This is a genomic window from Virgibacillus sp. Bac332, from assembly GCF_003667785.1.
In the GTDB taxonomy this organism is placed as follows: Bacteria; Bacillota; Bacilli; order Bacillales; family Amphibacillaceae; genus Virgibacillus; species Virgibacillus salarius.
Map to the genome: position 1 here is coordinate 4382882 of NZ_CP033046.1, position 14945 is coordinate 4397826.

At 34.3% G+C, this 14945-nt stretch carries 13 protein-coding genes and 1 riboswitch; of the genes, 5 read left to right on the top strand and 8 right to left on the bottom strand.

Going from position 1 to position 14945, the window contains the following annotated elements; translation table 11 throughout:
* Positions 1–306: 306 nt before the first annotated feature.
* Genes D9782_RS21480 through motA form a run of 3 tightly spaced genes read right to left on the bottom strand, consistent with a single transcriptional unit; the run spans position 307 to position 3580 of the window.
* Positions 307–2001, bottom strand: coding sequence for a methyl-accepting chemotaxis protein (locus D9782_RS21480; protein WP_121605691.1), 1695 nt, complete (start codon positions 1999–2001; stop codon positions 307–309).
* A gap of 24 nt (positions 2002–2025) precedes the next feature.
* Entirely contained in the window at positions 2026–2802 is a 777-nt protein-coding gene (gene motB, locus D9782_RS21485) for a flagellar motor protein MotB (RefSeq protein WP_026679937.1), read from the bottom strand.
* Complete coding sequence (motA, locus tag D9782_RS21490) at positions 2795–3580, bottom strand: flagellar motor stator protein MotA (RefSeq protein ID WP_026679938.1); 786 nt, start codon at positions 3578–3580, stop codon at positions 2795–2797. The genes motB and motA overlap by 8 nt, the downstream gene beginning before the upstream one ends.
* A 160-nt stretch (positions 3581–3740) precedes the next feature.
* Positions 3741–3824, bottom strand: a riboswitch (cyclic di-GMP riboswitch).
* A 220-nt stretch (positions 3825–4044) separates the two neighbouring features.
* Here motA and D9782_RS21495 point away from each other — a divergent pair.
* The 5 genes from D9782_RS21495 (at position 4045) to D9782_RS21515 (ending at position 9584) form a co-directional block, all read left to right on the top strand.
* Positions 4045–4917, top strand: coding sequence for a methyl-accepting chemotaxis protein (locus tag D9782_RS21495; protein ID WP_034678428.1), 873 nt, complete (start codon positions 4045–4047; stop codon positions 4915–4917).
* 16 nt (positions 4918–4933) lie between these two features.
* On the top strand, positions 4934–6391 hold the full coding sequence (locus D9782_RS21500; RefSeq protein ID WP_121605692.1) for an aldehyde dehydrogenase family protein: 1458 nt from the start codon (positions 4934–4936) through the stop codon (positions 6389–6391).
* A 298-nt stretch (positions 6392–6689) separates the two neighbouring features.
* Complete coding sequence (locus D9782_RS21505) at positions 6690–7733, top strand: N-acetylneuraminate synthase family protein (protein WP_026679941.1); 1044 nt, start codon at positions 6690–6692, stop codon at positions 7731–7733.
* 5 nt (positions 7734–7738) lie between these two features.
* Positions 7739–8899: a UDP-N-acetylglucosamine 2-epimerase gene (gene neuC, locus D9782_RS21510; protein WP_026679942.1), complete on the top strand. Its 1161-nt coding sequence runs from the start codon at positions 7739–7741 to the stop codon at positions 8897–8899.
* The gene (locus D9782_RS21515) at positions 8892–9584 is read left to right on the top strand and encodes an acylneuraminate cytidylyltransferase family protein (protein ID WP_121605693.1); all 693 of its coding nucleotides are present in this window, start codon (positions 8892–8894) and stop codon (positions 9582–9584) included. The genes neuC and D9782_RS21515 overlap by 8 nt, the downstream gene beginning before the upstream one ends.
* 110 nt (positions 9585–9694) lie before the next feature.
* On the opposite strand, the gene D9782_RS21520 is transcribed toward D9782_RS21515, so the two are convergent.
* The 5 genes from D9782_RS21520 to hag all read right to left on the bottom strand — a co-directional run bounded on the left by D9782_RS21520 (position 9695) and on the right by hag (position 14917).
* Positions 9695–10858 carry a polysaccharide pyruvyl transferase family protein gene (locus D9782_RS21520; RefSeq protein WP_162986485.1) on the bottom strand — a complete coding sequence of 388 codons (1164 nt, stop codon included), beginning with the start codon at positions 10856–10858 and terminating at the stop codon, positions 9695–9697.
* A gap of 31 nt (positions 10859–10889) precedes the next feature.
* Positions 10890–12758, bottom strand: a complete 1869-nt coding sequence (locus tag D9782_RS21525; RefSeq protein WP_026679944.1) for a motility associated factor glycosyltransferase family protein — start codon at positions 12756–12758, stop codon at positions 10890–10892.
* Entirely contained in the window at positions 12748–13356 is a 609-nt protein-coding gene (locus D9782_RS21530; RefSeq protein WP_026679945.1) for a DUF8042 domain-containing protein, read from the bottom strand. Before D9782_RS21530 ends, D9782_RS21525 begins: the two co-directional genes overlap by 11 nt.
* 153 nt (positions 13357–13509) lie before the next feature.
* Positions 13510–13707, bottom strand: coding sequence for a hypothetical protein (locus D9782_RS21535; protein ID WP_121605695.1), 198 nt, complete (start codon positions 13705–13707; stop codon positions 13510–13512).
* Positions 13708–14053: 346 nt separating this feature from the next.
* Positions 14054–14917, bottom strand: a complete 864-nt coding sequence (gene hag / locus D9782_RS21540) for a flagellin Hag (protein ID WP_026679676.1) — start codon at positions 14915–14917, stop codon at positions 14054–14056.
* Between the last annotated feature and the right edge of the window lie 28 nt (positions 14918–14945).

Below are 14945 nucleotides of genomic sequence, written 5' to 3' on the forward strand. Positions count from 1 at the left end.
TTTTTTCACCTCTAATTTTAAATCTCAATTTTTAATTTGTTTAGTTATATCTTTAGCTAATAACGATTTTTAATTATAACGCAATCCTCCTATTTGGTCAAAGACTTTTCTGTGACTTTTTTTGGCATTATTTGTCGAACCCTTGATCCCTTAGCTTTACATAATAAAAAAACATGATATATTACCATGTTTTTCTATTTATTCCGCTTGTTTGGAGCTTGCTGTTACTCCAATCTGGGGTAGTATCTCTTTATTTATATACAACAAGATTCATTCCATGTATTACTTTCTTTAACCTGTATAATACTACAAATTAAATCGTTTAATTAACATATTTAATTCATCAGCTAAATCCGCTAGTTGGTCAGCGTTAGCGGCAACTTCTTCCATTGAACTACTGGTTTGTTGAGTCGAAGCAGAAGTTTGCTCCACACCAGCTGCTGATTCCTGTGAAATAGCTGCAATTTCACTTACTGAACCATTCATTTCTTTACTACTTTCAGCAATTCCTACTAAGTGATTTTTCACTGCTCTAATTTGTTCGGTCATATGTTTAACAGAGGTATAGATCGTATTAAATGTTTCTTCGGTCGACTCCATTTGACCTGTTCCCTCTTCTACTTCTCGATAACTTGTTTGTAGGGTAGTTACTACAAATTGTGACTCTGATTGAATATCTCCCACGGCATTTGTTATTTCATCTAACGACGAGGAAACCTGTTCTGCAAGCTTTCGAACTTCGTCCGCTACGACAGAAAAACCTTGGCCATGTTCACCTGCTCTTGCTGCTTCAATTGCTGCATTCAATGCAAGTAGATTTGTTTGCTCTGCTATGTCACTAATTACTGTTACTAAATTAGATATTTGCTGCGATTTAGTATCCAATCCTTCTACTCGCTGGACAGCATCCTTCACAATTTGATCAACTTTCCTAACTTGGTCCTTTGTAGATACCATAGTAACCTGTCCAGCTTCCGTTTGATCTAATATTTCAATAGAAGCATTCTGAATCATTTCGCTACTCGTATTTACTTCCTGAATACTTCGATCAAAATCATGCATCATACTTGCCAAGTTTCCTGCATGACTAGCTTGTCCTTCCGAACCTGATGCTAATTCCTGCATAGTTACAGCAACTTGCTCTGTACCTTGTTGAACTTCATTAGCCGCCTGTGTTAATGCTTCACTTTGGTCATTTACTTTTGAAGAAACTTGTTTCACTTTAGATAGGAGTTCCTTTAAATTAGCATTCATGGTATTAGCTGCATTGGTCAGTTGCCCAATTTCATCTTTTGTTTTAACCACCAACGGTTCATGGTTAAGCTTTCCTTCGGCAATAATATTCATTCGCTGCTTAACTAATTGCAATGGCCTCGTAATTGAATTTGATGTAATTAATGCAATCAAGGCTCCTAGTATAATGACTACTGCAGTAACCACTATACCAATTATAAGTAAGGAATTGCCTGTTTCAATCATCGACTCTCCCATGCTATTGATAGTTCTTTCTTTATCTGCTGCTAAATCCTTAAATCCACTTATCAAATCATTTGCAAGTGGCTGCACCTGGCTCGTCATAATGAGCATTGCTTTTTCTTTGTCTCCACTATCATACTCCTTAAAAACTTTATCCGTTAGATGGCCCCACTCAATTTTTTTATCCATTAAAGATTTTACTTGCTTTGAATCTGCGTGATCCAACACAAAATTCTCAAGCTTGATTGTTTCTTCCACTGTATCCTTAAAGTTCTGTTTGTATTTATTTTCACCATATAACAAATATCCGCGGATTTGACTTGTCCGTTCAGCCATATTTATAGCCAGCTGTTCATCTGCCACTAATAGCTGCATTTCTTCTTTTATTATCTCTTTTGTGTTTGCATTGCTCTGTTTCATACCAATAAAATTTGTAATGCCTAGCAATAGTACCAATATGATGATGACAGAAAACGCAACGAACAACTTCATTTTTATGCTCTTAAATGTCAATACTTTTTTCAATTCTGTTCCTCCTGATTTACAAAACTAGTTGTTTTTATTCCGATCAATGTTCTGTGTATCAATTTCATAATTCGGTAATATAAGAACTTCAACTCGTCTATTTTTCGCGCGATTTTTCTCGCTTGAATTAGGTACAGCTGGTTGATGCGGTCCATACCCTTTAGCGCTAAATTTAGTTGGATCTAGTTTTTCATTTTTTAATAATAAATGCATGAAATTGACAGCTCGAGTCACACTTAATTCCCAGTTTGAAGTAAATTCGGCATAATTAATTGGGCGATCATCCGTATGACCACTAACTACCACTTGATGGGGCGGGTCCGTATAAAGAAACTCTGATACTTCCTCCGCAATTTGCTTACCATTCGTCGAAACTTCAGCACTCCCAGAATCAAATGATATATCGTTTAATATAGATATTAACAATCCTTCATCTGTCAGTTTTGTGTCTAATTTATCATGGAGCCCTTTTTCAGCAATATATTTATTCATTTGATTCTGTACTTCTTGTAAATCCTTTAGTTCCTGTTCATTTGGTGTTAATTGTTTCTCTTCTTCTTTGTTGTCCTCATCAACTTTATTTGGGAGTTCAATAGAATGATTACTCTCCTCTAAGATACCTTGTCCTCCAGAAAACTCATTTTGAAACACACGTGATAATTCTTTGTATTTTTGTGTATCAACCTCACTCATTGCAAATAATACGATGAATAGAGCGAGCAATAATGTTAATAAATCGGAATAGGGAAGTAACCATGATTCATCAATATGATGTTGTTTTCGCTGTCTATTTCTACGCATCTGTCTCATCCTTTTTTAAGGAAGCAAATTCCTTCGTTGACAAATACGAGCCTAGTTTATCTTGTACAACCATTGCAGAATTACCAACTGTAATAGATAACATTCCTTCCAGCATGATCTCCTTTATTTGCACTTCTTTTTTCGATTTTTCTCTAAGCTTATTTGCAAAAGGATGCCAAAGTACATATCCTGAAAAAATACCTAACAAAGTGGCAATAAACGCAGCGGATATAGCATGTCCAAGCACATCCATATTCTGCATATCACCTAATGCAGCTATCAACCCAATTACTGCCCCTAACACACCTAAGGTCGGCGCATATGTACCTGCTTGAGAGAAAACAGCAACTCCCTCCTGATGTCTGTCTTCCATAGCATTAATTTTCTCTAGCATAACTTCTCGAATAAACTCAGGAGACTGTCCATCTACTACAAACTGTAAGCCAGACTGTAAAAAAGGATCATCAATTTCCTTTAGCTGCTTTTCTAATGACAATAGACCTTCTTTTCTCGTTTGATCAGCTAATTGTGTAAACATCTCAACTACTTCTCTATGATTATATTGTTGTTTATCCGAAAAAATAATTTTCACTAAAGCTGGAATCTTTTTAAGTGTACTCATTGGAAAAGCAATACAAACAGATGCAGCAGTACCTATAAAAATAATTAATATAGCCGCTGGATTAACGAGTGCAACCAGATCAACTCCTTTTAATACCATTCCTACGCCAACTGCAATAATTCCTAAAAAGATTCCTATAATAGATGTTTTGTCCACATTTAATCCTCCTGTTCAAATTACATAACTTTCCATCAAAAAAGCTATCCTGATAACGAATAGCCAAAAAACCTCTTTTATTTATAGTTGTGAACACCTCACCTAGCTGATGTAGGAAAAGTGTCACTTCTATATAAGAAGAAACAAATAAAAGAAAATACTTGGCAACCAGGCGATCATAGATAGAATCCTTAGACCCTAGGCTTTGCGTCCTCCCCTTTCGAAAAGTTTGCCCTTATCAACCATGTCATGTTCATTTTTGTATACCATTGTTATCGGCAGGATTTTTAAAATGATAAAGATAAAATTGGAAATATGTGCTTTTTTATAAGTCTATATATCTATTGCATATGTGTAAAAACTGTTAATAATTTCTTATGTCTCTTTAATTCTAGGCATTTTTACCGATAATAATGACGTACAATTATTAACAACAAATTGAAATAAAGACAGGAGTGAAAAATATGACCTTTGCCAATGCTGAAAAATTAGCAGAAACAAATATTCATCCATTATTACAATCTTTTGTCACCGTTGGACCATTTTTACAAAGCTTAATAAATGATGATATAACAATTGGAATTTATGATACAGAAAAGTTAGTGATCAACTTTCCAGCGGAAACATTCTCGCTTAATGTAAATCCTGGTGACCCTTTAGTAGAAGGGGATATTGTTACAAATGCTATTTTAGAGAATAAAAATCAAGCAGCCATTGTCCCTGCAGAACTATTCGGCGTAAACCTAATTGCTCGAGCTATTCCTCTACACGACGAAGAAGGAAATGTTATTGGTGGTGTAGGAGTAGGCCTAAGTGTTGAAAAAGCAAATCAGCTATCGGAAGTTGCAACAAATTTATCTGCCGTGTTTGATGATGTGACTAATACGATTCAAGATATGGCTGAGTCCATTACCGGGCTTGCCAGTAACATGTCCTTTATTTCAGAAAAAGCTACAGAAGTCACAAATCGCGTTGATACCATTGAAAAAGTATCAAATGTTGTCAAGGGGATAGCCGATCAAAGTAATTTATTAGGGCTTAATGCAGCAATTGAATCAGCGAGAGCTGGGGAACACGGAAGAGGATTTTCTGTTGTAGCAGATGAAATTAGAAATATGGCAGCTAATTCAAAAGACCAGGTAACAGAAATACACACCATTACGGATAATATTAAGGAAGTAATATCTAATCTCGATACCTATATTCAGGATGCCAACTTAGAATCAGACAGTCAATCGGCAGCGATCGAAGAGCTAACTGCCACAATGCAGGAAATAAATGGGAACATACACACATTGGCACAATTAGCGAAAGAGAACATTCAACTAAAAAATTAAACAAGGAGTGATACAAATGGATTTCAAAAAATTAAACAGTCAATACATTAACGGAACATGGCGTGAGGGTTCATCAACCACAATAATGGAGAATAAAAATCCATATAACGGAGAAATTATTGCTACTTACAAAGCTGCAACTACAGATGATTTGAATCAGGCTTATCAAGCTTCAGCCTCCGTACAAAAACAGTGGGCAAATACTAATCCAACTACACAGCGAGAAGTGTTTGAAAAGGCTGTACATTTCATTGAAAGCAACCATGAATCGATTGTATCCATTATTATTGAAGAAATTGGTGGAACCCGACTAAAGGCTGAATTCGAAATCGGGCTCGTAACAAATATAATAAAAGAGGCTTCCACTTTTCCATTTCGTATGGATGGAAAAATATTAACTTCACCAATTGATCATAAGGAAAATAGAGTGTATCGTGTACCTGTTGGAGTAGTTGGTGTAATTAGTCCATTTAATTTTCCATTCTTTCTCTCCATGAAATCAGTAGCTACAGCATTAGCATCTGGTAATGGCGTCGTATTGAAACCACATGAGCATACAGCGATTACTGGTGGAACAATGATTGCCAAAATTTTTGAAGACGCTGGATTACCAAAGGGATTATTAAATGTCATTACTACGGAAATTGCTGAAATTGGCGATTATTTTGTGGAACATCCAATTCCACGAGCTATTTCTTTTACTGGATCTACAAAAGTTGGAAAACATATCGGTGCAGTGGCTGGAAAAAACTTAAAGGAAGCTCATTTAGAGTTAGGTGGTAACAGTGCTCTTGTTGTTCTTGACGACGCTGATATGGATTTAGCAGTAAGTGCTGCAGTTTTTAGTCGTTTCACCCATCAAGGACAAATTTGTATGTCTGCAAATCGCTTAATTGTTCATGAAGACGTGTATGACGAATTTGTAGAAAAATATCAAGCAAAAGTATCAACATTAACTTGCGGCGACCCAAGTGATCCAACTACAATTATTGGACCACTTATCAATGAGCAACAAGTGAAAAATACCGTGAATTTGATTGAAAAAGGAATTGAGGAAGGTGCAACGCCGATTGTCCACGGAGGAGTTAAAGGAAATGTTGTGGAACCAGTAGTATTTACAGATGTTACACCAGACATGACATTAGCAAATGAGGAGCTATTTGCTCCAGTCATATCGATAATGAAAGTTTCCAGTGATGAAGAGGTTATTGCTTATGCCAATAAAAGTGATTATGGATTAAGTGGAGCCATTCACACAAGAGATGTGGAACGAGGAGCAGAGCTCGCAAAGCAAATGGATACTGGTATGATCCATATTAATGATGGTACGATTAACGACGAACCAAATGTTGCCTTCGGTGGTGTGAAAAATTCTGGACTTGGCCGATTAAATGGAGAGTGGAGCTTAGATGCCTTCACAACATTTAAATGGATTAGTATACAACATAAAGCACGACAATATCCTTATAGTTAATGGATTGACTTCCGAAGGGGCTGCCTTAAAAGCAGCCCTTTTTTGAATACAAAAATTAATAAAATTGGTTTTACTTATTAGATCAAGAAACCGCCCATATAACAGTTTGCTAGTTAAAAACCTACTGTCTAAAAGTGATAAATCGATCAGTTGTAATGAATTTATAGGGACTGGTATTATTTTATTTCTTAACTACATTTTAAATATGTAGTAATTTGTCGATATAAAAAGAAATACATGATTAAACATTCCCCCTAATATAAGGGAATGTAACAACGACCTATACGGAGGTATAACCATGACTCACCCTTACTTAAAAATAGGAAATCGTAAAATTGGTAAAGATTTCAAACCTATAGTTATTGCAGAAATTGGTATTAATCATGAAGGGAATATAGATATTGCAAAAAAAATGGTAGATGCTGCTTATAATGTGGGTGCCGAAATAATTAAACATCAAACGCACGTGGTTACTGATGAAATGAGTAAAGAAGCTAAAAACGTCATACCAGGAAATACAGACGTTTCCATTTATGAGGTGATGGAGCGATGTGCCTTAAATGAAGCAGATGAACGTGAGCTAAAGAGCTATGTTGAAAGTAAAGGAATGATCTTCCTCAGTACTCCATTTTCACGAGCCGCAGCTAATCGATTAGAAGCAATGGATGTTCAAGCTTACAAAATTGGATCAGGAGAATGTAATAATTATCCATTAATTGAGCACATTTGTTCCTTTGGCAAACCCATGATTGTTTCTACAGGAATGAATAATATTGACAGTATAAAGAAAACCGTATCTATTCTAGAAAGAAACAATATACCATACGCTCTATTGCATTGCACAAACTTATATCCAACTCCTCCTGAACTTGTAAGACTTGGAGGTATGGAGCAATTGGAAAAGGAATTCCCTAATGCTATTATCGGACTTTCCGATCATACTACTAATAATAATGCTTGTTTAGCAGCTAGCGCATTAGGTGCCTCTATTTTAGAAAGACACTTTACAGATCGTATGTCTAGAAAAGGACCTGATATTGTTTGTTCCATGGATCCAAATCAACTAGGCGAATTGATAGAAGGAACTTCACAAATATTTAAAATGCGGGGAGGAGACAAAAAACCTGCAGATGAAGAAAAAGTAACAATTGATTTTGCCTTTGCAACAGTTGTTACTACCAAAGAACTAAAATCTGGTAATACGCTCACAAAAGACAATATTTGGGTTAAAAGACCAGGTACAGGAGATATAAAAGCGGAACATTACAAAGATATCCTTGGGAAAACCGTTAATCGAGATATAGATATAGATGAGCACTTGTCATGGAGTGATATAAACTGATGGAAATGAGTAAAAAAAAGAAAATACTTTTCATTACAGGTACTCGAGCAGACTACGGGAAAATTAAATCTTTAATGAATGAAGTTGAAAAAAGTGATTCCTTTGAATTATACGTGTTTGTTACTGGTATGCATATGTTAGAGAAATATGGTTCAACATGGAAGGAAATAGAAAAAGACGGATTTAAGAATATGTACCTGTACATTAACCAGAACGATAGATCACACATGGATATTACACTAAGCAATACGATTTCCGGAATTAGTAACTACGTACAAGAAAATAAACCTGATCTAATTATCATACATGGTGATAGACTAGAAGCATTAGCTGGAGCTATAGTCGGAGCCTTTAATAATATTCGTGTTGCACACATTGAAGGTGGAGAAGTCTCAGGAACTATCGATGAATCAATTCGGCATGCGATAACCAAATTCTCTCATATTCACTTAGTAAGTAATGAAGAAGCGAGAAGAAGAATATTACAGTTAGGTGAAAAAGAAGAAACTATACATATTATTGGTTCACCTGATATTGACATAATGCTTTCTGATGATTTACCGTCATTGGCAATGGTTAAAGATAGATATGATATTAATTTTGGGGCATATGCTATCGTAATGTATCATCCAGTAACAACAGAATTAGATAAATTATCTTGCCACGTTAACAACCTGGTAGATTCACTGATTGAATCAAATCAGAATTTTATTGTAATTTATCCAAATAATGATGAAGGCAACCATATTATTATTAAAGAATATAATAGATTTAAAGAGATTGATAATATTAAAGTCTACCCTTCCATGCGATTTGAATATTTCTTAACATTACTTAAACATGCACAGTTTATAATTGGAAATTCAAGTGCTGGGATTAGAGAAGCTAGTATTTATGGCATACCATCGATAAATATAGGAAACAGACAGCAGGGAAGGTATGACCCTACTAAATTTCAAGATATCATCATTAGTATTGAGGAAGAAAAGCAACAAATTGGAAATGCCATATCTTCCATTAAACATCCAACTAGTAGAAATTTAAATTTTGGTGACGGTACTAGTCATAAGAAATTTATTAACCTACTAGAGGATGAAAGTATATGGAATATTCCCATACAAAAAAAATTTATAGATACCAATTTAGTGGGTGTAACAAATGTATAAAGGAAAACAAATTTTAGCTATAATACCAGCAAGAGGTGGTTCTAAAGGTATCCCACGGAAGAATATCATACCGATTCACAATAAACCATTAATACAATATACAATTGATGAAGCCCTGTTATCAAACTATTTAGATGAAATAATCGTATCTACTGATGATAAAGAAATAGCGCAAATTTCCATCAATCTTGGCGCTAACGTTCCATATCTAAGACCAGAAAAATTAGCGCAAGATCATTCAAGAACCATTGATACAGTTATGCATGTTGTGGAAAAACAAAAAGAACGTGGATATAATTACGACTATGTAGTCGTTTTACAACCAACACAACCACTACGAAAACATTGGCATATAGATGAGGCTATTGAAAGTGTTATTAATAATAACCATGAAAGTCTTGTTAGTGTTACAAAAGTTAAAGAGCACCCAATTTTAATGAGAACTATAAACAAGAACAATAAATTAGAAAATATCATAAACAAGACGAGTACATTAAGAAGGCAGGACTTTCCTGAGGTGTATAAAGTAAATGGAGCAATTTATATAAATAATACTGCTACACTTCACAGCAATACTAGCTTAAATGATAACAAATATTCATATATCATGGAAGAAAAATTCGATTTGGATATAGACGATTTAAAAGATGTAGAACTTTTCTATGATTTATATCATGAAAGATAACTGAAATACTCCCAAGTAGATAGCTGATACTAATCTGTCTGCTTGGGAGTATTTAGAGCTACCATTATATTGCTGTAGCATGTTACAATTTGTTCTATGAATAAAATTAACTATAAAATTCCCTTTCTCTCTAGCCAATTCTTTAGATCACAATAAAAAGAATCATTTTGCTTTTTAAGTTGTTCATTTTTATAGGCATATTCGTTTGATAATGTAGTTAGTGTTTTCAACGTATTGTTAAGCTTGCTTAACAATACTTCTTCAAACCCTCTCTCGTTTACATTCACTAATCTATCTTCTAAAGATAACTCACGGTATAAATCATTTATCTTTTTATAACTACTTAGTGCTATAGTTGGTATATTATGGGCAATAGCACAGACATTACTATGAAACCTCATTCCTAATATACATTTACATTGTTGATATAATCCAAAAATATAACTTTCTGAGCCTCTCCCTGTTAAATATGGAGCAACTTTCACTCTTGTTCTTCTATGTTTATCATTCAAGTAATTAAGTAGATCAGAAATAGCGGTTAGATCGCTATATATATGTGGAATTAAAATTATTTGATACAATTTATTGTTTTCTAGAAATGTATCTAATACAGTTGAAAATCCATTGATGAATTCTTTATAGGTAATATTTTTATTAAATCGAATAGATTCCATATCACGTGCAATATTGATTCCAATTGACTGATAATTACATTGTAACTCAGGAAAGTCATACGTATCAGTAGTCATAAAAAAAGCTCCATCAGCTATCCGATATATTTTATCGTTATACTTCGTTCCGTATAACGATTGTAATGTTTGATAGGAGCCATCATTTCTAACAGACACTAAATAATTATCAGAGCTTGTTACGTTAGATAAAAATTCATCAAATTTATAAATAGCATTTTCACTTGCACCCTTAGCAATATCACATCCCAAGCCAAAAAACAATATTGGTGTACTAATTTTCAATAATGTTTCTTTGCTTATATTTATAGTCGTTCCTGTAAATGAATAATCCCATTTAAGTTCAAAAAAATTCCCTCCACCAATGATTACCAAATGATATTCATTACAAAGTTCAATAAACGCATTACTGTTAAAGTCTCGTAAGTTCCATGATTGATAGAATTCCCTCATCTCAATTTCTTTAAAATTCAGTTTCTTGGGAAATAGGATTTTTTCTAGTTTATTTCTCAATCCATTATGATTTGCATTATCTCCAATATTCCCATTAAAACTAGCAATATGTAATATGTTAATCGTATTCATCTCGTTACCTCTTCTAGTTACCATATTTCAATTAATTTATCTTTGATGAAATTAATTGCCTATCTATTTGTTCATTAATTAGTTGTTCCAACTCTACACCTGCACTCCTACAATTCTGAATAAACCTAGTAAACAGTTCAACAATATGATTTGCTTTTTTAATTGGATCAGCTTCCATAACGATATGATTCATTTCATTAATTAGAAAATCCACATGAACTCGTACATAAGGAACAACAAATTTTCTATAGTACATATTTTCGTTTAAATTAGAATAAAGATAATCAAATTCTCCAAAAGCTTTTTCCAAGTTAATTCTATTTTTTAAAGCAATATTTTTATTTAATTTTCGAATCAATTTGTTTATGTTTTCAATAATATTGTAAAATTGGTGCATGTAATTTTCTAAACTATTTAATTTATCCGACAATACACTTTGATCATAAGAATTTGCTGTTTCCCACCATTTTTCTTTGATTATTGAATGAGTTAAAACTTCTTCAATCACTTGTTCAATAGGACAAAAAGGAACTCCTTTAATCTCAGCTCCTCCTTTTGTTGTATTTATAAAGGTATTGCCTTTATAATGTGTTACAATTTGCTCAATACTTTCTCTCATGTTATTAAACGTAATATTTGATTTAATTTCATTACCATACACATCTTTAATCGGAACTCCCTTTTTTATAATCTCTTTATTAAATCCATTCTTCAAGTGTGTATAGCCAATTCCTTTAGCATATAGTTCATCATCCTTATATGCCAAATTCTGTCCTGCAAAAATTATTGGATCACAGCCTATTTCTGACAATAACTGTACCATTAATACCGCAATAGACGTTGCATCATTAATACAATCATTTGCATTAATTTGCGAACCTAAAAAATATTGAGATACATTATCTACTGTTGTTATAAAGTGTACCTTTGGTCCAGTAAATCTCTCCAACGTTTCAAATCCAACACTGGATCCATAAATTAGCGGAATATCATGTAAACCACTATCATTTAACCGTTCAAAGACTTTATAATTGTTATCGCTAGGAGCATACGTACAAACTGCATCCGGTATAACATCATACTCAAGTAAACTATTTATGGCAGATCCAACGGAAAAAATATTTGCTAATTCATTTTTTTTAATGTACCTTATAAATTCCATATCTTCCACTAATGATGGACCAGCAGAGATAATCACTGCCGGTTTCCTCTTAAATTGCTCAAGCTTAATATCTTTCATCATATTAGGAGTAGTTAATACAGATTTAAAGTTATGTACACTATTTATTGTCCATCTTTTTTGGAATTTCTCATTTGTATGTAATCTCGAACGACGATTAGTAATTACTTTTTTAACATTAGATCGAAATTGTATCATTTTTTCCTTAAAGAGATTTTCGTAACTTGGTAGAGTGATAATATAAATGTTTTGATTACTAGAGACAAATTCCTTTAAATAACTCATTGCTTCCTTTTCATAGGTATCAATATAAAGTTGTAATGTTTTTTTTGTTATTAGCTGATTAAGTTTCCTTTGTTGTGTCAATTCAAAAAATACTTCGGGGCAAGGTTCATAGATCGAATACGTATTGCTAGGATACATTTCCTTAAACTTTTCAATATGATATCCTAGCCCAACACCATAGAAAAATACATGTGTATCTTCCATAATACTCTCGCTATGTGCAGTTATAATTCGCTCTGCTTCACGAATTGGATCATATAAACTATGAATCATCAACGGATTGCCTTCAGTCGTTTGGTATCGAATTGTTTTAGCTCCTGTTTTTGATTCAAGGATGGTTAGTCGATTCAATTCTATCTTGTTCTCATGCTCTAAAAAATAGTTTCGAATTTCAGGGAATCGCGCTCTTAGCAATACTATGTTGTCAATTAGCATTTTTGCATAACTCCCTATCTTCTAGTGACTTTTCTAAATTATTCTCTAGCGATTCATAGGCAGGAACGACTTCATAAGATAATATATCTGAAATTAGCACCGTATCCTTTGTTTCAATTCCCTCCATCAGTGCTTTGAAGCCTTGTTCACAAGTTGAAACACTCTCCTCAATATTTTCCCAATAAGCTGGTTTTATTTTGGATGCTTTTGTGAACATGTTAAACTGTAAGATCCATTGCATCCCTTCAGCTAACTGATCAATCCCTTCCCATGTCTGCTTCGTAAACGTATGGTAGCTAGCATCAATTAGCTCTTTTAGTGCTGGTATTGCACGTTTTAGATAATCATTAATAGAATCCATCGTTTCCCAAATCATCTCCTGCTTACTATGGGTTACAATTTCCACTTGAAGAATCTCTTGAAGATGTTTTGATATATATGCTTCATGCTCCTCATAAACCTCTTGATTATCTATAACTAAATGACTGAATACTGTGTTTTCTTGTTGGATAAGTTCATTTACTTTTTCATAAATGAAATGAATTGCAGAAGTGTCATTTTCTACCGTATAGGACGTTTGTTTATGTAGTAATTTCATATGAAATCCTCCTATCTAATTACACTTTTATTATCGGCAAATAACGAAGAAAATTAAATAATAGAGATAAGAAAAACTGAGCAAAATTCGCTCAGTCCTTATCACTAAATGCTCCGATTTACGCTTTCTCTAGTAGCTATTATGGAATAATAGCTACTGCTTGACCGCCACTCCGGCTGCCCACTTCCCTTTCCGTGGGGTTTGTCCTTCATCTAACTTTTTTAGCAAAACCCGCTCAAAAAAGTGGATCTTCAGGTCAAACATTTCCCACAGGAGTTGAAGTGGCCGCCCTTCGCTATCATCAGGCTCTACAACGCTAGCATGAAGTAACACAGCTGCTTTTATACTCACGGATAGCGATTTTCACTTTAACCATTGTAAAAAAAGTCAACCTATTACTTATGACAAGAATTGTTGCACCTTCTCATAGCGGAGACTAATTACGTAGACTCCTGCGGGAATAGCGCGAGCCGAAAATCCACTTTGCAACGTGTTCTTCTTTGCAAAGTTAGTTGAGGCCGTGCCCGCGGAAAGCGAAGTAATTAGTCGGAGCATTGCCAATATACATCAAACATTTCAAAATAACTACTTGGCTTAACGCAGTCATTGCACTGATTTTATACTTTCTTAACTTAAAATAAAAACCGACCTCATATCATGAAGTCGGTTTAACGTACAGCTCATCATTGAATGTAACTTATCTTAGAAGTTGTAGCACACCTTGTGGTTGTTGGTTAGCTTGAGCAAGCATGCTTTGCGCAGCTTGAGTAAGGATGTTATTCTTAGTGAATGACATCATTTCTTTAGCCATGTCAACATCACGAATACGTGATTCAGCTGCAGTTAAGTTCTCAGCAGAAGCCCCAAGATTGTTAATAGTATGCTCAAGACGATTTTGTACTGCACCTAATGCTGAACGTTGAGTTGAAACAGTGTTTACAGCTTTGTCTATGTTGTCTAGTAGTGTATCGTATCCAGAAGTAGTTAGAGCGTTACCACTACCATCTACTACAGAAACATCTGCAACACCTAAACCACTAGCGCTCATATCGCCGATTTCGATAGATAATTGCTGTCCTTGATTAGCACCAATTTGGAAAGTTAACTGACCACTACCTGTACGGCTACCGTCAAGCAATGTTTTTCCATTAAATTCTGTACGATCAGAGATACCTTTACTTCCAGACTGACCACCTAATTCTTGAATTAAAGAATCAATTTCATCCTGGATTGCTTGTAAATCTTCTGGCTCTTGAGTACCTGTACTTGACGCTTGCACTGTCAATTCACGCATACGTTGTAGAATGGAATGAGTTTCATTTAGTGCGCCTTCTGCAGTTTGAATTAAAGAAATCCCATCTTGTGAGTTCTTTTGAGCCATTTCTAGCCCACGAATTTGGCCACGCATTTTTTCAGAGATTGCGAGACCTGCAGCATCGTCTCCAGCTTTGTTTATTTTCAAGCCTGAAGAGAGCTTCTCCAATGAGCTTTGTACTGCGTTGTTGTTACCTGATAGTTGGCGGTGCGTGTTTAGCGCCGCAATGTTGTGATTAATAATCATTTTTTCCTTACCTCCATGTAAGTATATT

Bases quoted from the DNA above. Each gene is read 5' to 3' on its own strand.
- motB (WP_026679937.1), bottom strand. From the start codon at position 2,802: ATGCGTAGAAATAGACAGCGAAAACAACATCATATTGATGAATCATGG.
- D9782_RS21495 (WP_034678428.1), top strand. From the start codon at position 4,045: ATGACCTTTGCCAATGCTGAAAAATTAGCAGAAACAAATATTCATCCA.
- D9782_RS21500 (WP_121605692.1), top strand. From the start codon at position 4,934: ATGGATTTCAAAAAATTAAACAGTCAATACATTAACGGAACATGGCGT.
- D9782_RS21505 (WP_026679941.1), top strand. From the start codon at position 6,690: ATGACTCACCCTTACTTAAAAATAGGAAATCGTAAAATTGGTAAAGAT.
- neuC (WP_026679942.1), top strand. From the start codon at position 7,739: ATGAGTAAAAAAAAGAAAATACTTTTCATTACAGGTACTCGAGCAGAC.
- D9782_RS21515 (WP_121605693.1), top strand. From the start codon at position 8,892: ATGTATAAAGGAAAACAAATTTTAGCTATAATACCAGCAAGAGGTGGT.
- D9782_RS21520 (WP_162986485.1), bottom strand. From the start codon at position 10,858: ATGAATACGATTAACATATTACATATTGCTAGTTTTAATGGGAATATT.
- D9782_RS21525 (WP_026679944.1), bottom strand. From the start codon at position 12,758: ATGCTAATTGACAACATAGTATTGCTAAGAGCGCGATTCCCTGAAATT.
- D9782_RS21530 (WP_026679945.1), bottom strand. From the start codon at position 13,356: ATGAAATTACTACATAAACAAACGTCCTATACGGTAGAAAATGACACT.
- hag (WP_026679676.1), bottom strand. From the start codon at position 14,917: ATGATTATTAATCACAACATTGCGGCGCTAAACACGCACCGCCAACTA.